We start from the raw sequence: 19,394 nt of genomic DNA on the forward strand, positions 1-19,394 counted from the left end.
GCGTCCACCCCTCGTGCACCGGTGGCCCGTACGGTGCTGTCCACGGGGCGGATTGGCCGACGTCGCGTGACATGGTCTACACCCGTATCGCGTGAATCCGAGCGCTCCCCCTGGTTCCGTGGTTGACATGTCACTCTCGCGTGTCGTCCTGGTCGCCCCGGTGCTCGGCGCCGCTCTCGCCGTGACCGCTGCGGGTGTCGCCGAGGCCGACGAGCAGTCACAGCTCGTCGGGCTCCAGCAGCAGGACGACTCGGGCAGCCAGCAGGTCGGGGTGCTGTCGACCTCGCGGTCCGGCGAACGCCGCCAGTCGCAGCTGCTCGGCGCCCAGCAGAGCTCGGCGAGGGGTCAGCAGCAGGCGGGCGTCGGGTCTCAGCAGTCCGACGGCCGAGGCCGCGGGCAGAGGCAGCTGCTCGGAGCCCAGCAGCAGGACGCCTCCGGCGACCAGCAGCAGGCGGGGGTGGGCCAGCAGCAGCAGGGCGGGCACAGCCAGCAGCAGGTCGGCGTGCTGCAGCAAGAGTCCAGGTCCCGCGACCACGAGAGCTCCCCCGGCCTGCGTCTGGACGTCGCCGGCCTGACGGTCCGGGCGGGCCGATGAGCGCCCCGACGCAGCCCGGCACCCGGCTCGAGCTCACCTCCGCGCAGCGGGGCCTCTGGTACGCCCAGCAGCTGGACCCCGACAACGTCGTCCTGAACATCGCCCACTACCTGGACGTGCCGGGCGAGATCGACACCGAGGCCTACCGCACCGCGTGGGCCACGACGATCGACGAGGTGGACGCTCTTCACGCCACCTTCGGCGAGGATGACGACGGTCCCTTTCAGCTGGTCCCGGACAGCGTGGACTGGGAGCTGCAGCAGGTCGACCTGCGCGACGACGCCGACCCGGAGGACGCGGCCCGCGCCTGGATGGAGCACGACCTCCGGTCACCGGTCGACCTGGCCGCGCCGCCTCTGTTCGCCATCGCGCTGCTGCGGGTGGCCGACGACCGCACGTTCTGCTACCAGCGGATCCACCACCTCGCGCTCGACGGGTACGGCGCCACGCTCGCGATGCTGCGCGTCAACGTCGTCTACAACGCCCTCGTCACCGGCCAGGAGCCGGACGAGCCGTTCACCGGCCCGCTGGTCGACCTGGTGGCCGACGACCAGGAGTACCGCGCCTCGGACCGCACCGAGGACCGCGACTTCTGGACCGAGCAGCTCGGCGACCACCCGTCCCCCACGCTGTTGTCGGACCCCCCGCAGGGGCTGCCCGACCGTCTCTCCCGCTGCACCCGCGACGTGCCGTCCGAATCCGCCGAGGCCCTCGCCGCCGCCGCCAAGGCCATGAAGGTGTCACGGTCGTCGCTCCTGATCGCGGCGTTCGCGGCCTACCTCCACCGTTACACAGGGGAGCGCGACGTCGTGCTCGGCCTGCCCGTCACCGCCCGGCGGGGCAAGGTCTCCAAGGGGGTGCCGGGGATGGTGTCGAACATCGTCCCGCTGCGACTCGACGTGCGCCCCGAGATGGCGATCACCGACCTGGCCTCCCAGGTGTCCGGCCGGGTGCGACGCCTGCTCAAGCACCAGCGCTACCGCCCGGAGGACATCCGCGCCGACCTCGGTCTGGGCCGCGACTCCCGTCTGGCCGGTCCGACGATCAACATCCTGCCCATCGAGGGCACTCTCGACTTCGGAGGCCACGCAGGCACCCTGCACAACCTGTCGGTCGGCCCCGTCGACGACATGTCGGTCGTGGTCTCCCGCGCACCCGACGGGGAGGGTCTGCGGATCGACGTCGACGTCAACCCCGACCTGTACGACGCCGCGGCCCTCGAGGGCCACCTCACGCGGTTCCTGGTGACCCTGGAAGCCGTCGCCCGCGACCACGACTCCACCGTCGGGGCCATCCGGATCGCCTCCGACGCCGATCGGGACGTCATCGACGGAGCCACCCACGGCACGGCGGTCGACGTGGTCCACCGCACCGTGCTCGACTTCTTCGAGTCCCAGGTCCGCCGCACCCCCGACGCGACGGCGTTGGTGGCCGCCGACTCCCGCGCGACCTTCAACGAGCTGGACCGCCGGGCGAACCGGCTCGCCCGGGTCCTCATGGCCCATGGCGCCGGGCCGGGCGCCGCCGTCGCGGTTGCGCTGCCGAGGCGCTCGCAGTTCGCGATCAGCCTGGCCGCAACCCACAAGTCGGGGGCCGTCGTGGTGCCGGTGGACCCGGACTACCCTCCCGAGCGCGTCCGCCACATGCTCGACGACGTCGAGCCCCGCGTCGTCGTCACCGACCTCTCGGTCGCCGACCGGCTGCCCGAGCTGCCCGAGGGCGCCACCCTGCTCGTCCTCGACGACCCCGACGTGGTGGCCGACGTCCTGGGACGGTCGAACGCTCCGGTGACCGATGCCGAGCGCGGCGGCCGGGTCGGCGCCGACGACCCGGCCTACGTGGTCTACACCTCGGGCTCCACCGGCCGCCCCAAGGGCATCGTGGTCCAGCACCGGTCGCTCGTGAACCTCTTCGCCTCCCACAGCGCCGACATGTTCGCCCCCGCCCGGGCCGCCGTCGGCGGCCGCCCACTGCGGGTCGCGCACGTCACTCCCGTCTCCTTCGACGCCGGGTGGGACCCGATCCTGTGGCTGATCGGCGGTCACGAGCTGCACCTGGTCGACGAACGGACCATGACCGACCCCGAGGCGCTGGTCGCCTTCCTGGTCGCCCGCGAGATCGACTTCGTCGAGACCACCCCGACCTACATGGAGCAGCTCGTCGCCTCGGGCCTGCTGGGCGGTGCCGGTGACTCCATCCGCGTCGTCGCGCTCGGCGGCGAGGCCGTCGGCCGGGAGCTGTGGGACCTGCTGTCCGCCCGCGAGGACCTCCTCGCCTACAACCTGTTCGGCCCGGCCGAGTCGACCGTCGACGTGGTGACCGCCCGCATCGGCCAGTCCGACGACCCGGTCATCGGACGCCCCGTCGCCAACACCCGCGCCTACGTGCTCGACCCCGGTCTGCAGATGAAGCCGGTGGGTGCGGCGGGAGAGCTCTACCTCGCGGGCGCGGGTCTCGCCCGCTCCTACCTCGACCAGCCAGGCCGGACGGCCGAGCGCTTCGTCGCCGACCCGTACGGCGGCCCCGGCGACCGCATGTACCGCACCGGCGACGTCGCCCGCTGGCGCGCCGACGGCACGCTGGAGTTCGTCGAGCGCGTCGACGACCAGGTCAAGGTCCGCGGCTTCCGAGTCGAGCTCGGCGAGATCGAGGCCCGGCTCGGGGAGCGCGACGACGTGAGCGCCGCCGCGGTGGTCGTCCGCGACGCCGACGGCGTCCAGCAGCTCGTGGCGTACGTCGCCGGCGACGCCGCGACGCTCACCCCCGCCGACCTGCGGGAGACCGTGGCCGCGGCCGTGCCGTCGTACATGGTGCCGGCGCTGTACGTCGTCCTTCCTGAGATGCCGCTGACCCCCAACGGCAAGCTCGACCGCGACGCCTTGCCCGCCCCCACCGGCGAGGAGACCGCGGCCGGCGCGGGCCGCGAGCCGCAGACCCCCCAGGAGCAGCTGCTCGCCGGGCTGTTCGCCGAGACCCTCGGCCTGCCGCGGGTCGGCGTGGACGATGACTTCTTCGACCTCGGCGGACACTCCCTGCTCGCGACCCGCCTGGTGAGCCGCATCCGCAGCGCCGCGGGGGCGGAGCTGCCCATCCGGGCGCTCTTCGACCACCCGACCGTCGCCGGGCTGGCCGTGGAGCTCGCGGGCGCGGCCGAGAGCCGCGCCGAGCTGCGGCCGATGCCGCGACCCGAGGAGCTGCCGCTGTCGTTCGCCCAGCGCCGGCTGTGGTTCCTCAACCGGCTCGAGCCCGGGAGCGGCGCCTACAACATCCCGGCCGTCCTCCGTCTGACCGGGGAGCTGGACCCGTGGGCCCTGCAGTGCGCCGTCCACGACGTCGTCGCGCGCCACGAGACCCTGCGGACCACCTTCCCCGAGATCGACGGGGAGCCCCGGCAGCTCATCGCGGCCCCCGACGACGACCATCTCGAGGTCCTCACCGACGACCTCTCCGACGCGCCCGCCGACGGGCCCGGCTCGCTGGACGACGTCCTGCGGCGCGAGACCGCCCGTGGCTTCGACCTCACCCGCGAGCTACCGCTCCGCGTGCGGCTGCTGAGGCTCGGCGAGCGCGAGCACGTGCTCTCGATGGTGGTCCACCACGCCGCGGGCGACGGGTGGTCGCTGGGCCCCCTCGCCGCGGACCTGGCCGTCGCGTACGGCACTCGGGTCGTCGACGGCGTCCCGCCGGACTGGTCGCCACTGCCCGTCCAGTACGCCGACTACACGCTCTGGCAGCGCGAGCTGCTCGGCGACGAGGACGAGGACGACAGCGAGATCTCGCGCCAGCTCGACCACTGGACCCGCCGGCTCGCCGGCCTGCCCACCGAGATCGACCTGCCCCGCGACCGCGCCCGGCCCCGGGAGCCCGTGGCGCCGGACGCCACCGCCGGGGCCGGTGGGCCGCGCGTCGAGGTCGACCTCGACCCCGACCTCCGCGACGCTCTGGCGGCGATCGCCCGCGCCCACGACGTCAGCCTGTTCATGATCGTCGAGGCCGCGCTGGCCGCGCTGCTCGGACGTCTCGGCGCCGGCACCGACGTCGCGGTCGGCGTCCCCGTCGCCGGGCGTACGGACGAGGCCCTCGACAGCCTGGTCGGCTTCTTCGTCAACACGCTCGTGATGCGCAACGACCTGTCCGGCGACCCCACGTTCGACGAGCTCGTCGAGCGGGTGAAGACCACCGCCCTCGACGCCTACGCCCACCAGGACGTCCCCTTCGAGCGCGTGGTCGAGGAGGTCTCCCCCGAGCGCTCCCTGACCCGGCACCCGCTGTTCCAGGTCATGCTCGCCTTCCAGAACAACGCCCCGGTCGACCTCGCGCTGCCCGGCCTCGACGTCACGGTCGACGCCGCGGCCGAGGCCGCCGGCGCGAAGTTCGACCTCTCCGTCGATCTCGGCGAGGTGGAACGATCCGACGGGCGGACGTCGATCGCCGGGGCCGTCGAGTACGACCCCGCACAGTTCGACGCCGACACGGTGCGCGACCTCGTGGTGCGTCTCGAGCGGCTGGTGACCGCCGTCGCCACCGACCCCGGCGCCCGGATCGGCGACGCCGTCCTCCTCGACGAGGTCGAGCGCACGGCCGCGCTCGACGCCACGGACCACCGCGACCGCGCCCACCACGGCACCGTGGTGGAGGCCTTCGCAGCCACCGTCGCGGCCCGGCCCGACGAGGTGGCGCTGAGGACCGCGGGCGAGCAGCTGACCTTCGCCGATCTCGACGCCCGGTCTGCCCGCACGGCCGCCGTGCTGCGCGATTCCGGGTACGCCGGCCGGCGGGTCGGCGTGGCCCTCCCCCGCGGCGCCGACCTGGTGGTGGCGCTGCTCGGGGTGCTGCGCGCCGGCGCCGTCTACCTGCCGATCGACCTGGAGTACCCCCGCGCCCGCATCCAGCACATCGTCACGGACGCCGACCCGAGCACGGTCCTCACCGACCGGGCCTCCGTCGACCGGCTGCCCGACGGCACCCCGGCGGTGCTGCTCGACGACGACACGACCCGTCGCCTGCTCGACGAGGCCGACGTCGACGCGGCGCTCCCGACCGTCGCGCCGGAGCACCCGGCCTACCTGACCTACACCTCGGGCTCCACCGGGCGCCCGAAGGGCGTGCTGGTCGACCACGCAGCCCTCGGCAACCTGCACGCCCACCAGCGCCGGACCCTCCACGAGCCCACCGCCGAGCGGCTCGGTCGCCGGGTCCGCATGGCGCACACCACCGCGGTGTCGTTCGACGCCGCTTGGGACCCCGTGCTGTGGATGGTCTCGGGCCACGAGCTGCACCTGGTCGACGACGACACCCGCCGCGACCCCGAGGCGCTGGTCGCCCTCGTGCGCGAGGCCGGCATCGACGCGGTGGAGACCACCCCGTCGTACGTGCAGGCGCTGTTGGCCGAGGGCCTCGGTGACACCGGGCTCAGCCTGGCGCTGCTCGGTGGCGAGGCCGTCGGCGCCGCCCTGTGGCGTGAGCTGCGGGCGCACCCCACCCTCCGGGGGGTCAACCTCTACGGACCCACCGAGGCCTGCGTCGACACCGTCGTCGCCGACCTCGCCGACCACGAGACGCCGGTGCTGGGTCTGCCCGTCGACGGGGTCGCCGCCCACGTGCTCGACGCGGCCCTGCAGCCCGTCCCTGCCGGGGTCCCCGGTGAGCTCTACCTCTCCGGGGTCGCCCTCGCCCGCGGGTACGCCGGCCGGCCGGCCCAGACCGCGGAACGCTTCGTCGCCGACCCGTACGGCGCCCCGGGCTCCCGGATGTACCGCACCGGCGACCTGGCCCGGCGTACCCGGGACGGGGTGCTCGAGTTCGTGGGCCGCGTCGACGACCAGGTCAAGGTCCGTGGGTTCCGCGTCGAGCTCGGCGAGATCGAGTCCGTGCTGGCCGAGCAGGCCGGCGTCGCCGCGGCCGCCGTGGCCGTGCACACCGACCCCGCCGGCGCCGGTCGCCTCGCGGCCTGGCTGGTACCGACCGCCGGCGGCGAGGTCGACGTCGACGCCGTCCGCACCGGTGCCGCACAGGCCCTCCCCGACTACATGGTCCCCGCCGCCTGGGCGACGATCGAGGCGCTGCCGCTGACCCCGAACGGCAAGCTCGACCGCGACGCGCTGCCCACCGCCGACGTCGCCGCCGCGTCCGGCCGCGTGGCGAGCACCGACGCCGAGCGCACCCTCGCCCGGCTGTACGCCGAGGTGCTCGGCCTGCCCGAGCCCGCACCGGTCGACGCCGGGTTCTTCGACCTGGGCGGCCACTCGCTGCTCGCCACGCGACTCGTCAGCCGGGTCCGCGCCGAGCTGGACGTCGAGCTCGGCGTGCGCGCCCTGTTCGAGGCGCCCAGCGTCGAGCAGCTCGCCGCCCGCCTGCCGGACGCAGGCGCCGCCCGTCGCGCGGTGACGGCGACCGAGCGGCCCGCGCTCGTCCCGCTGTCCTGGGCCCAGCACCGGCTCTGGTTCCTGAACCGGCTCGAGGACACCAGCGCGGCGTACCACATCCCGCTCGCCGTACGGCTGAGCGGCGACCTCGACGCCGACGCCCTCGAGGCCGCACTCCGCGACCTCGTCGCCCGTCACGAGGTCCTGCGCACGACGCTGCCCGAGACCGACGACGAGCCGCACCAGCGCGTGCACGACGACGTCGACCTCGCCCTCGAGCGGCTCACGGTCGCCGAGGCCGACCTCGAGGACGCCCTGCGCAGCCGGGCCGAGGCGCCGTTCGACCTCGCCGTCGACCGTCCCCTGCGTGCCTGGCTGCTGACCGTCTCCCCCGGCGAGAACGTGCTGCTGCTCGTCGTCCACCACGTCGCTGCCGACGGCTGGTCCCTCGGTCCGCTGGGCCGCGACCTCGCCGAGGCGTACGCAGCCCGCAAGGCCGGTCGCGCCCCCGAGCGCGCTCCGCTCGCGGTGCAGTACGCCGACCACGCCCTGTGGCAGCGCGAGGTGCTGGGCGAGGCCGACGACCCCGACAGCGAGCTCGCCACCCAGCTGTCCTGGTGGTCCGAGCAGCTTGCCGACCTGCCCGCCGAGCTCGACCTGCCCACCGACCGGCCACGGCCGGCCCGGGGCAGCAACGAGGGCGGCGAGGTCCGGTTCACGCTCGACGCCGACCTGCACGGTCGCGTCGTCGACTTCGCGCGCCGCCACGACGCCAGCCCGTTCATGCTGCTCCACGCGACCCTCGCGGCACTCCTGACCCGGCAGGGCGGCGGGGACGACGTCCCGCTCGGCACCCCCGTCGCCGGCCGCGGCGACGAGGCGCTCGACGAGCTCGTCGGGTTCTTCGTCAACACCCTGGTGCTGCGCACCGACACCGCGGGCGACCCGACCCTGCCCGACCTGCTGGACCGGGTGCGGCGTACCGACGTCGACGCGTTCGCCCACGCCGACCTGCCGTTCGAGCGGCTCGTCGAGGCGCTCGCACCGGAGCGCTCGCTCTCGCGCCACCCGCTGTTCCAGGTGATGCTCACCGCCGACGCGGAGACCCCGGGCGACCTCGGCCTCGACGGACTGACCTCCGAGGTGCTGCCCGTGGCCGCGGGCTCCGCGAAGTTCGACCTGTCGTTCTCCGTCGCCGAGCACCACGACCACGGCACGCCCGCGGGGATCAGCGGCGTGCTCGAGCACGCCCGCGACCTGTACGACGAGGACACGGCCCAGGCGCTCGCCGACCGGTGGGTCCGGCTGATCGGGCGCTGGCTGGACGCCCCGTCGACCCCGCTGACCGCCCTACCGTTGCTGACCGAGGACGAGCGGGCCGCCGTGCTGCCCGCGAGATCCGAGGACGTGGCGGGACCGACAGCTTCGACCGTGCTCGACACGTGGGCGCGGACCGTCGAGGCCCACCCTGACGAGGCGGCCCTGGTCGCCCCCGGCACCGACCCGGCGGACGGCCCGGAGACCCTCACGTACGCCGAGGTCGCCGAGCTGGCCGACCGCCTCGCCGGCCTTCTCGCCCGCCGCGGCATCGGCCGCGGCGACGTCGTCGGGCTCGCGGTGCCGCGCTCCGTGAGCAGCGTGGTCGGCCTCCTGGGCATCCTGCGCTCGGGGGCGACGTACCTCCCGATCGACCCGGCGCAGCCCGCGGGTCGCGTCGAGGCCATCACCCGGGCCGCGGCGCCGGCGCTCGTGCTGGACGCCGACGACCTCGACGCGCTGCTGACGGGCACCGACGCGGTGCCCGAGATGCCGCAGACCTCGGCCCTGCCGGCCGGTCCGCGGCCCGACGACGCGGCGTACGTCCTGTTCACCTCGGGCTCCACCGGCGAGCCCAAGGGCGTGGTCGTCGAGCACCGCTCGCTGGCGGCGCTGCTGGCTCAGCACGAAGAGACCCTGTTCTCCCCCGCCGCGGACGCCGCGGGTCGACGGCTGCGGGTGGCCCACACGACGGCGGTCACGTTCGACGCCTCGTGGGACCCGGTGCTGTGGATGCTGGCCGGGCACGAGCTGCACCTCGTCGACGACGAGACCCGGGTCGACCCCGAGGCCCTGGTGGCGCTCGTCGCGGACCGCGGGATCGACGTCCTCGAGACCACCCCGTCGTACGTCGCCGAGCTGCTGCGACTCGGCCTGCCCGAGCTCGCGGTCACCGCGCTGGGCGGGGAGGCCGTGGGCGACGACCTGTGGCGCGACCTCGCGGCCCGGCCGGGGCGTGCGGTCAACCTGTACGGCCCGACCGAGTCGACCGTCGACGCCGTGGTGGCCGACCTGGAGGCGACGTCCCACCCGGTCATCGGGACGCCGGTGGCCGGCACCCGGGCCCTCGTGCTCGACGACCGGCTGGCCCCCGTCGCCCCCGGAGTGCACGGCGAGCTCTACCTCGCCGGCGCCGGGGTGGCCCGGGCCTACCTGGGCCGCGCCGACCTGACGGCCGAGCGGTTCGTCGCCGACCCGTACGGCCCGCCCGGCTCGCGGATGTACCGGACGGGCGACCGCGCCCGCTGGACCGCCCGGGGCGACCTCGCCTTCGCCGGGCGGGTCGACGAACAGGTCAAGGTGCGCGGGTTCCGCGTCGAGCCGGGTGAGGTCGACGCGGTGCTGACCGCCCTCGAGGGGGTCGCCCGAGCCGCCACCGTCGCGGTCACCGACGGCTCCGGAGCCGCGGCGCTCGCGTCGTACCTGGTGCCGGAGCCTGGCGCCGACCTCGACGTGGACGTCGTACGGACGGCGGCCGCGGAGCGGCTGCCGGACTACATGCTGCCCACGGCGATGGCGGTGCTCGACGAGCTGCCGCTCACCGCCCACGGCAAGCTGGACCGGCGCGCCCTCCCGGAGGCCGCGACCGTCGGCGCCGGCGGAGGGACACCGCCGCGGACCCCGCGTGAGCGGGTGCTCGCGGCGCTCTTCGCCGAAGTCCTCGGGGTGGGCGAGGTCGGTGTCGACGACAGCTTCTTCGCCCTCGGCGGCCACTCGTTGCTCGCGACACGGCTGGTCTCCCGGATCCGCACCGCAACCGGCGAGGAGATGGCCGTGCGCGCGCTCTTCGAGACGCCGACCGTCGCCGGGCTCGCTGCCCGACTCGACGGTGACGCCCCCGCGGACTCCGGCCTGGACCGCCTGCTGACCCTGGGTGCCGACGGGCACCGGGCGCCCCTGGTCGCGATCCACCCGATCTCCGGCCTCGCCTGGCCGTACGCCGGACTGGTGCCGCACCTGGTCGACCGACCCCTCCTGGGGCTGCAGGCCCCCGGGCTGGTCGCCGGGGACCCGCTGCCGCGGGACCTCGACGAGCTGGTGGACGGCTACGTCGCCAGCCTGCGCCGCGCCCGCCCCCACGGCCCGTACGCCCTGCTGGGTTGGTCCCTCGGCGGCGTGCTGGCCCACCGGGTCGCGGCCCGGCTGCTGGCCGACGGCGAGGAGGTCGAGCACCTGATCCTGCTGGACTCCTACCCCCACGCGGTGCCGCTCGAGGTGGACCCGGACGACCCCACCGGTGCGGTGGCGGCGTACCGCGAGGCACAGGGCGACTCCGCTGACGCGCTGCTGGAGCTGCTCGGCGCCGAGGCCGCCGACAGGCTCGCGCGAGGCGTCGGCGCCGTCGGGGACGCCCTGCGGGCGGCCGGCGAGCCGCCACGGATCGACGTGCCGACCACGCTGGTGGCCGCCGAGCCTGGACCCGACGGGCCCCCGCTGGCCGAGCAGTGGGCGCCGTACGTCGGGTCCCGGCCCGTCGAGCACCCCGTGGCCCACGCCCACTTCGACCTGATGGACGCCGACGCGCTCGTCGACGTCGGCCCTGTGGTCGGCGCCACGCTCGGAGGGCCCGCCCGATGACCCTCCGGCCCCGAACCACGGGTGAGGCGCGGCGACCCCGTCGCCCCACCCGGTCGCACCACCGCACACCCCACCCCCGAGGAGGAGCGAGATGACCAACCCGTTCGAGGACACCGACGCCCGCTACCACGTGCTGCTCAACGACGAGGGCCAGTACTCCCTGTGGCCCGTCTTCGTCGCCGTGCCCGAGGGCTGGCGCGCCGTGCTGGAGGACGCGACGCGTGCCGACGCGGTCTCGTGGATCGAGGAGAACTGGGACGACCCCACCACGCTGGGGGTCGCGGTCGGTGGCTGAGCCCCTGACCGCCCCGGCCCGACCCGCCCTTCGCGCGACCGGCCTCCGGAAACGCTTCGGGGACCACCAGGTCCTCGACGGCGTCGACCTCGAGGTCGCCCCCGGGTCGGTGCATGCCCTGCTGGGGCCCAACGGTGCGGGCAAGACCACGACCGTCCGCATCGTGTGCGGGCTGCTGCGCGCCGACGAGGGCCGTGCCGAGATCGCCGGGCACGACGTCGTCGCCCACAGCCGGGCCGCACGTGGGGCGCTGGGACTCTCCGGGCAGTACGCCGCCGTCGACGAGCACCTGACCGGGTTCGAGAACCTGCACCTGCTCGGTCGGCTCTACGGCATGTCCCGCAAGCGCGCTGCTGCGCGGGCCGACGAGCTGCTCGAGCGGTTCCGACTCGACGACGTGGCCGGACGCCGCTCCGGGCTGTACTCCGGGGGCATGCGCCGCCGCCTCGACCTGGCCGGGGCACTCGTGGCCCGCCCGCAGGTCGTCGTGCTCGACGAGCCGACCACCGGCCTGGACCCTCGCAGCCGCCTGGACATGTGGGCCGTCATCGAGGACCTCCTCGTCGACGGCGTCGCGGTGCTGCTCACGACGCAGTACCTCGAGGAGGCCGACCGCCTCGCCGACCTGATCACCGTGATCGACCGGGGTGTCGTCATCGCCCGCGGGAGCGCGGAGGAGCTCAAGGAGCGGGTGCAGGGCGCGACGCTCGCCCTCCAGGTCCGCGACGGCTCCGGCCTCGACCCCGCCGCCCGAGCACTCGAGGCCGTCGGCGTCGGTACGCCGTCCGTCGACCACCGCACGGGGCGCGCCAGCGTGTCCACCGACCGCGGGCCCGAGGTGATGGCCGACCTGCTCGCCCACCTGTCCCGCGACGAGGTCGAGCTCGTCGACCTCGGCCTGCACCGCAGCTCCCTCGACGACGTCTTCCTGGCCCTGACCGGCCACGGCGCCGAGGCACCGAAGGACGAGGAGGAGACCGGATGAGCGCCCCCACCGAGACCCGCTCCGGCGTGCGGTCCGAGGCCACGTTCCTCGCCGCCGGCGCCGAGACCCTGCGCAACGGCTACGTGCTCACCGGCCGCAACATGCGTCACGTGGCGCGTATCCCGGGCCGGATCACCACCGGCCTGGTGCAGCCGATCATGTTCGTGGTGCTGTTCGCGTTCGTGTTCGGCGGCAGCCTGGGCGGCGAGGACTACCGCCGGTTCCTGATGGCCGGCATCTTCGCCCAGAGCATGGTCTTCAACGCGTCCTTCACGACCGTCGGGCTCGCCAACGACCTGCAGAAGGGCATCGTGGAGCGGTTCCGATCCCTGCCGATGTCACCGCTCGCGGTGATCCTGGGGCGCACCACCTCGGACATGGTCGTCGGAGTCGCCACCCTGGTGGTGACCGCGCTGTGCGGCCTGCTGGTCGGCTGGCGGGTCGAGGGCTCCCTCGGGGACGCCGTCCTCGCCTTCGGGGTGCTGGTGCTGTTCGGGTTCGCGATGTCCTGGGTCGGCGCGACGGTCGGGGTGTTCGCCCGCACCGTCGAGGTCGCCCAGAGCGCCGGGCTGATCTGGCTGTTCCCCCTGTCGCTGATCTCGACGGCCTTCGTGTCGGCCGAGAACATGCCGACCCCGCTGCGCGAGTTCGCCGCCTGGAACCCTGTCTCGGCCGTCGCCACCTCCGTGCGGGACCTGCTCGGCAACCCCACCCCGGCGAGCCTGCCGCAGCCCGACACCTGGTCGCTGCAGCACCCCACCCTGTACGCCGTGCTGTCCTCGCTGGCCGTGCTGGCGGTGTTCATGCCGCTGGTCCTGGCCCGGTACCGGAGGCTGACCCGCGGGTGAGCACGGGCTCCCCCTTCACCGCCGCGCCCGACGTCGTCGTCGCCCCCGGCGTCGTCGTCCGCCTGGCGCCGGCGGGCACGTCGCCGTACGCCCTGCTGCATGAGCTGGGTGCCGGGCGGGTGGCCCGGCGTCCCGGTCGCGCTCCTGTCGCCGAGCACGGACACGTCAGCGTCTCCCGCACCGACGGCCTCGTCGCGGTCGCGCTCTCCGACCGCCCGGTGGGCGTCGACGTCGAGCGCGTGCGGCCGCTGCCCGACCTGCCTCAGCTCGTCGCGGACCACCTCGGGCCCGCGGACGCGGCCGCGGTCAGGGGGTCGGACGACCCGACGTACGCGTTCCACGCGGTGTGGACGCGCCTCGAGGCGATACTCAAGGCCGAGGGCATCGGCATCGTGGACGGCCTCGACCCCGCTCCCGCGGTCCGGGCGCGGTGGCACCTCACGACGTTGGACGCCGGACCCGGTCACTGCGCCGCGCTGGCTGTCCCCGTGTCCACCGGCCACCGCGTGTAGGGGACTGCTGCAGCGGAGGCACCGACCACGACCAGGACCCAGACAGGCATCGACACGTCCGCGTCGATGACCAGGACGGCCGAGATCGTCACCGCCGCGGCGGACGAGCCCGGCAGCACTGCCTTCACCGGCGACACGTCGAGCACCTCTCCAGGTGGGTCACGACTCGTGGCACGAGTGCGCTCCGAACGGGTGGGGCGTCGTGAGAGGCACGCAGAGATCCTGACCTCACCGCCGAGCGGGGCTGGGTGTCGAGGCGAACCGCTGCGCCGACGTGCGGCCCGGACCCCTCGACGCCGCGTGCGCCGCGGACGTCGTGCGGTAGGCGCTTGGCGCGGGCGAGGCGCTGGGTGACCAGCCACTGCTCGGGCTCGTCAGCGTGGTCTCGAACGTCGTTCTCCACGGGTCTCTCGGGATCGCCGCGGCGTCGGCCCGAGAACGCTTCGGCGGACGGCGGGCCCGGACCACCACGGGTCAGCTCGCAGGCTTCGTCCACCTGGCGCCGGCGGCGATCACCGCCGTCGAGGTCACGACCGGCTGACCGATCGACGCTGGAGGCCCGGCGCGACCCTCGATCAGCGCCATCCGATGCACGACGAAGCCCCAGGTCGGCGACGCCGACCTGGGGCTTCCGTCTGCTGCGCGCCTGTAGGGATTCGAACCCCAAACCTTCTGATCCGTAGTCAGAGCGGAAGCTCCCTCGCAGCGGGCCAAACGTGCGGCGTTGGCCCAATCCGGTGGCAGATCGGTTCAGATCGGTGCCGATCGGGGCACGCAACTGTGCCCGCAGTGTGCCCGACGCGGCAAGTGGAGGCCGTGCGGAGTCTGGGTGGCCCACCGGCCTTCAAGTTGCGGTTGCAGACCAGGGTCAGCACGAGGGCGAGTCGTCGCGGTTCAGTCCCGTCTTCTGTCCCGGAGCGCAGCGGATGGGCCCCTCGAAAGGACGGCACCAGACCTCGGGGCCTACGGCATAGGGCCTTGCATGACCGTTCGCGACTCCGCCGCCCCTTCCGCGCCCGACGTGACCGCGCCCCCACCGACCAGGCGCCCCTGTCGACTTCTCAAGGGGTCTGGCTGCAACCGTCCGATTCGACTGTTGCAGATGATTGCCGACTATTGCGCGATTGCAATTGTTGCGGCCCACCGGGCCGCTCGGGGCGAAGCGCGGCTGCGGTGGTGCGCATGAGCGGTGACGACGACACCCGCTCGGCCAGCGCCTCGCGAGAGGGCGGGGAAGGAGCGCGCCGACGCAAATTGGAGACCAGTCGTGACACGCATCCAGGGTTCGTCGATGAGCCCCTGATCGACATCCGGGGGCTCGCGGCATGGTTCGCCGTCAGCGAGTCGGTCGTGCGCAAGTGGTCGGCGAAGGGCCCTGACAGTGGTTTGGTCCCCCGGTTCATTCGCATCAACGGTCAAATCCGCTTCCGGCCCGCCGATGTTCGGGACTTCCTCGAGCAGAGGGAGGTCCGATGACCAAGTGGGGGGTCTACAACCTGCAGGGACGCAGCGGTGACGGACGCACCGTCGCTGCTAGCGATCGCGCCGCGACGAGGTGGTTCGTGCGATGGCGCGTCGACACAGTCCTTCACAAGAGGACCCTTCGCCAGAAGGGCCACGCCAAGACGTTCCACGACAACCTGCTTCGCGCGAAGCTCAACGACTGGCAGGCCGACGACCGAGGTTGGCCGATCAACCCAGCCATTCCTCCGGCTCAGATCGGCGAAGCAGACGTGGACATCCGCAATGTTTCCAAACTCCGCGCGCTGCCCACCGAGAACGATCGCGGGCCGTCCTTCGCCGCCTATTGCGAGCTGGTCTGGTGGCCCTTGATCGCCGAGACGCTCAACGACAAGAACATGCTCGGACACCGCCGCAACATGCGCCTTGCCATGGACCTGCTCGTCTATCCCGACGGCGACAACCGGTGCACCGCGGCGAAACCTCCCGGCGCCCCGATCCTTCTGCGTGACCTGACCGCTGACGATCTGCGCCGTGCGGTTTCGGCACGCAGGAAGGTCAACGCGCGGACCGCCGCGGTGAATGAGCGCCGGCTGGAGTCAGCCTTCGCTCAAGGCCAGACCGACCTAGCGCTCGACGCCGAAGTGGCGTCGCCTGCAACGGTGCGCGCCTTCTACATCACCGTGTCGATGATCGTCTCCGCCGCGCGTCGAAGCGGTTACACCACAGGCGACCCGCTGCAAGGCGTGGGGCGCTACGCACCACCACCCCGTCCACAGCGTGTGAGCGATCGAGTCTTGCCCTCTCTCCCTGAGATCCGAGACCTCGCCGAGGCGATCGCCACTTTGGGTCCCACCATCGATGGGCATCCCGCCGGGGCTCGGTTCCGCGCTCTGGTCCTAGCCGCCGGAACGCTGGGGGCAAGACCGGGTGAACTCGTGGCTCACCGCCCCGAACTCATCGCTTTCGGAAGCGCCGATCGACCAACTCTGGTCACCTTCGAACAGACCGAAGCAGCGGTCTACGACACCGAGACCAACCTGCAGGGTCGACGCCTACGGTCACTGAAGCACCGACTGCCCGGTGAGCGGCGAGTAATCCCAGCATTCCCAGAAACCGCGGAAGCGCTCAGGGCTCACCTTGAGTCGGGATTTGCCCTTGAAAGTCGTACGTTCTCCAGCGCGTCTGGTCGCGCGCGTCTCGACTGGGGCAACATCAGAAGCGCCTTCTGGCGGCCGGCGTGCGAGAAAGTCTTCGCAGGGGGACCGAAGGCAGCCCTCGTCAACATGCCCCCGAAGACACTACGCAAGGCCGCCATCACGATCTGGTTAGACGCGGGCGTCAAGATTCACGATGCGGCCGACTGGGCGGGCCACAGCACCAAGATTGCTGAACTGCACTACGTCGGCAGGACGAGCCACGGATTCGAGCATGACTACGCGCTCCTGACCTCCTACGAGCGGGGGAATGCCTGAGCCGACGCCCTCACTTATGACCGCGCAAGCGCCGCTTGGGACTACCTGTACGTGGCGTCCGGCCCCGGGCGTGCGCACCTCGCCGAGGACTCGGGCGACGGGGGGGGGGCTACTCGATGCTGGCCCGTGGCTTCGATGAACTCTCAGCCGAGTGCTCGGCGAGACCAGGCCTCCGAACAGGGTCGTTCCAAGTGGTGTGCGGTCAGGCCAGCTACCAGCGGTGGAGTCGTCCGGTGATTCACATCATCGACAATGAAGCCAACTTGCTCATCGACTTGCTGATCGCCGTCAGACGGCTCGCTGGGAGGCCCCGGACAACCGGTCAAATGGACATGCGAATTGACCAGTCGATAGCGTGACCACATGGGGGATCTAATCCACGCGAGTTCAAAGGAGTGACATGGCTCAGAAGGTGAGCATCACGCATGTGTCGGACTTGTCCGGCGACGAGATCAAGGACAACGATGCGCCCTCGTTGACTTTCGGGTGGGACGGCACCGAGTACAGCATCGACCTAACGGCCAAGGAGGCGGAGAAGTTCTACAAGGCCGTCGAGCCCTACCTGGGCGTCGCGACGAAGGTCGGCAAGGTGAAGCGGTCCGGGTCTAAGAAGTCCACCTCGAACGGCCCCGCGGCCGCCGAGGTGCGAGCCTGGGCGAAGGACAACGGTTACGACGTCCCCGATCGTGGTCGGATCCCGTCCGAGGTCCGCGAGGCTTTCGACAGCGCCTCCTGACCTGGCTTGACATCATGTGAGCCGCCGACAGATCGACGCCGGCGGCTCGCGTGTCCTTATAACCGCGATGGGCTTGCACGGGCATTCGGTCACAGATGCCACCCGTGAGTGTCGCGGCCCCGGCTCCATCAATCGGGTTCGCGCAACCTCAGTCAGTTGGGTACTCGCGCCTACACCTCGGCAACCGCCCGGGCCCGTTAGCGCGTTACGGCACCCTTGCGTGCATGGATGACCGTTTCGGCTCGCGACGCGCTGGTCCTCATCGCCAATCGAGAACTCCGACGGCGGCGCCATGCAGGCCGACACCATTCGAGGCGTGGCCGGCGCCGGCGTCAGGTGTGAACCGCCCCTGGCTGGCGGGCCCGTTCAGCCTGGCGACTTTGCGTTGATGATCGGTGCGCTCGCGAAGCCGACGACGAGCGCCATCAAGCAGACGGCCGGCAGGATGACCCGCCCGATGAGTGGTGCAGGCTGGCCCGAGTCGCTAAGCCAAGGAAGACCACAAGAGGGCCCTCCGGTTCGCCCCGTTCTACCCGCCTACGGTTGCGGCGCCGATTGTTGAGGCCAGCGCAGGCGCCAAGCCCTGTTGCGATGAGGCCGATCAGCAAACAGATTGCCAGCGACACGTCCAAGATGCCCATGCCTCGCCAGATCAGCAGCGCGAGCAGGGTGATGGGCCCTAAGACCATGCCGTCCAGCACAGGGTGGCGCTGGCTCCACTGATGCATCGCCCGCAGGGGACCAGCTCGACGAGGCTGCATCGGCTCAGGCCCATTGCTCCAGCCCGGGCCGTAGGGCGCTGCCCGTGGCGACTCGTCGGTCATGCGCTGCCCTCCGGCCGTCCGTGAACCACGGCGTGCGCGAAGTTCGAGTAGGCCACGTAGATCGACGCCACGACGGTGCCCAACAAGAACGCCTGCGCCAACAGCCGGTCCTCCGTGACAAGCAGCCAGATGAAGATCCCACCGGACATGCACGGGATCAGCCCCAGCAACACCGCGTCACCCCGACCAAGTTGCTCACCGCTTCTCCTGTGCAGCCGCGGAGCCCACCAGGTTGTTTGCCGCTCGCTCTGGTTCCACCCTCCGGCTCCTCAGCCCGTGGACCATCGGCCGCCCTCCGACGCCGAACCCGCTGAAGCACCAGGACCGCCAAGATGAACAGCCCAACAGCAACCACAAAGGTTACCGCGATCGACTGGTTCGAACGGCCAGCCAGGAGGACGACCACGTTTCCGACCACGAAGTACGCGATGATCCAGCCCGCGAGCTTGACCCGCGAGCTCACGCCACGTCCTGCGGAGACACACTGCTCGATCTGCGATACCTCTTGCCGTCGAGTCCCGTGGTGACGTCCGGCGGCACCACCACATCCCCAACGCGATGGGCGACGAGCCGACGCTGGCCGGCGACATCCTCGGAGGTCAGAACCAAGCGGCCGGCTTCCTCCAGCTTGTAGGCAGCACGCCGAAGCGCCACCTGCTCGCTATGACTGGAGTCTCGATGCGTTACCGCGAACCCACCTTCGGAGCCGTCAAGTGCGTCCAGAAGGGCTCGCTGCCAGCGTCCGGGACCTCGAGACACGCAACCCCTAAGTGTCATGCTGTCCCACTCCGCTCACCACAACACTTAGCTTCGCCACATGGCCGGCGTGCGCATCACCTACCGCGAGGCCGCCCGTCGTCTCAGCGTCGGTGAGGCCACCGTCCGCGCTCCGCTGCGCCACGTCGTCCTTGAACAGACTCCCCCGCCGGCCGACGGGTCGCGCCGGGTGAAAGCCCACGCCTCGATCTACGTCGAGTCGCTTGACCCAGTTCGAGCATGGCTGTTGGAACGCGAGGCCGAAAGTGCCGAGCGCGAGCGACGTCGCCAGCAGCACGGCAACCCGCCGGACCTCGCCCACGTCTGGCTCGACACCACCACCGTCGCTGCGATGGCCGGGCTGACCGTGAAATGGGCGCAATGGATGATCCGTGAGGAACAGATGCCGGGGACGTTTCACGGTGGGCGCTACTGGGTCAGGCGGGAGCACGCTGAGGTGATCGTGGCGGCCCGGGCGTTCACGCAGCGTGCTGACGAGAGGCAGGACGACCACTAATCTCGGCGCATAGGTCTCGCTGGGGAGCGGGACTGCTTACGCAAAGATGAGAAGCGTTGACGTCGCTGGTCCTCATTTTCGCAGCACCCCCGCCCACCAGTGGTGGAACCCGCCTGTTCCCGCTGTGGATC

General features: G+C 72.3%; 11 protein-coding genes. 10 read left to right on the forward strand and 1 reads right to left on the reverse strand.

What is annotated here, in order from left to right:
• Positions 1–127: 127 nt before the first annotated feature.
• The 9 genes from Q0858_RS15705 to Q0858_RS15745 all read left to right on the forward strand — a co-directional run bounded on the left by Q0858_RS15705 (position 128) and on the right by Q0858_RS15745 (position 17,166).
• Positions 128–595 (forward strand): hypothetical protein, encoded by a 468-nt coding sequence (locus tag Q0858_RS15705; protein WP_299056329.1) that lies wholly within the window; start codon positions 128–130, stop codon positions 593–595.
• Positions 592–10,854, forward strand: coding sequence for a non-ribosomal peptide synthetase (locus Q0858_RS15710; RefSeq protein WP_299056332.1), 10,263 nt, complete (start codon positions 592–594; stop codon positions 10,852–10,854). Before Q0858_RS15705 ends, Q0858_RS15710 begins: the two co-directional genes overlap by 4 nt.
• A 91-nt stretch (positions 10,855–10,945) precedes the next feature.
• Entirely contained in the window at positions 10,946–11,149 is a 204-nt protein-coding gene (locus Q0858_RS15715) for an MbtH family protein (protein WP_299056334.1), read from the forward strand.
• Positions 11,142–12,134: an ATP-binding cassette domain-containing protein gene (locus Q0858_RS15720; protein WP_299056336.1), complete on the forward strand. Its 993-nt coding sequence runs from the start codon at positions 11,142–11,144 to the stop codon at positions 12,132–12,134. Before Q0858_RS15715 ends, Q0858_RS15720 begins: the two co-directional genes overlap by 8 nt.
• Positions 12,131–12,982 carry an ABC transporter permease gene (locus tag Q0858_RS15725; RefSeq protein WP_299056337.1) on the forward strand — a complete coding sequence of 284 codons (852 nt, stop codon included), beginning with the start codon at positions 12,131–12,133 and terminating at the stop codon, positions 12,980–12,982. The genes Q0858_RS15720 and Q0858_RS15725 overlap by 4 nt, the downstream gene beginning before the upstream one ends.
• Positions 12,979–13,494: a 4'-phosphopantetheinyl transferase superfamily protein gene (locus tag Q0858_RS15730; protein ID WP_299056339.1), complete on the forward strand. Its 516-nt coding sequence runs from the start codon at positions 12,979–12,981 to the stop codon at positions 13,492–13,494. Before Q0858_RS15725 ends, Q0858_RS15730 begins: the two co-directional genes overlap by 4 nt.
• A gap of 1,182 nt (positions 13,495–14,676) precedes the next feature.
• Positions 14,677–14,970, forward strand: a complete 294-nt coding sequence (locus Q0858_RS15735) for a hypothetical protein (RefSeq protein ID WP_299056341.1) — start codon at positions 14,677–14,679, stop codon at positions 14,968–14,970.
• Positions 14,967–16,430: a hypothetical protein gene (locus Q0858_RS15740; RefSeq protein ID WP_299056343.1), complete on the forward strand. Its 1,464-nt coding sequence runs from the start codon at positions 14,967–14,969 to the stop codon at positions 16,428–16,430. The genes Q0858_RS15735 and Q0858_RS15740 overlap by 4 nt, the downstream gene beginning before the upstream one ends.
• Before the next feature lie 400 nt (positions 16,431–16,830).
• Positions 16,831–17,166, forward strand: a complete 336-nt coding sequence (locus Q0858_RS15745; RefSeq protein ID WP_299056346.1) for an Lsr2 family protein — start codon at positions 16,831–16,833, stop codon at positions 17,164–17,166.
• A gap of 820 nt (positions 17,167–17,986) precedes the next feature.
• Here the strand turns inward: Q0858_RS15745 and Q0858_RS15750 are convergent.
• Entirely contained in the window at positions 17,987–18,163 is a 177-nt protein-coding gene (locus tag Q0858_RS15750) for a hypothetical protein (RefSeq protein WP_299056348.1), read from the reverse strand.
• A gap of 644 nt (positions 18,164–18,807) precedes the next feature.
• Between Q0858_RS15750 and Q0858_RS15755 the strand changes: the two genes are divergently transcribed.
• Entirely contained in the window at positions 18,808–19,263 is a 456-nt protein-coding gene (locus tag Q0858_RS15755; protein WP_299056351.1) for a hypothetical protein, read from the forward strand.
• Positions 19,264–19,394: the final 131 nt, after the last annotated feature.

The organism is uncultured Nocardioides sp. (assembly GCF_947489365.1).
Taxonomy (GTDB): domain Bacteria; phylum Actinomycetota; class Actinomycetes; order Propionibacteriales; family Nocardioidaceae; genus Nocardioides.

Bases quoted from the DNA above. Each gene is read 5' to 3' on its own strand.
- Q0858_RS15715 (WP_299056334.1), top strand. From the start codon at position 10,946: ATGACCAACCCGTTCGAGGACACCGACGCCCGCTACCACGTGCTGCTC.
- Q0858_RS15735 (WP_299056341.1), top strand. From the start codon at position 14,677: ATGAGCGGTGACGACGACACCCGCTCGGCCAGCGCCTCGCGAGAGGGC.
- Q0858_RS15745 (WP_299056346.1), top strand. From the start codon at position 16,831: ATGGCTCAGAAGGTGAGCATCACGCATGTGTCGGACTTGTCCGGCGAC.
- Q0858_RS15755 (WP_299056351.1), top strand. From the start codon at position 18,808: ATGGCCGGCGTGCGCATCACCTACCGCGAGGCCGCCCGTCGTCTCAGC.
- Q0858_RS15710 (WP_299056332.1), top strand. From the start codon at position 592: ATGAGCGCCCCGACGCAGCCCGGCACCCGGCTCGAGCTCACCTCCGCG.
- Q0858_RS15705 (WP_299056329.1), top strand. From the start codon at position 128: ATGTCACTCTCGCGTGTCGTCCTGGTCGCCCCGGTGCTCGGCGCCGCT.
- Q0858_RS15725 (WP_299056337.1), top strand. From the start codon at position 12,131: ATGAGCGCCCCCACCGAGACCCGCTCCGGCGTGCGGTCCGAGGCCACG.
- Q0858_RS15740 (WP_299056343.1), top strand. From the start codon at position 14,967: ATGACCAAGTGGGGGGTCTACAACCTGCAGGGACGCAGCGGTGACGGA.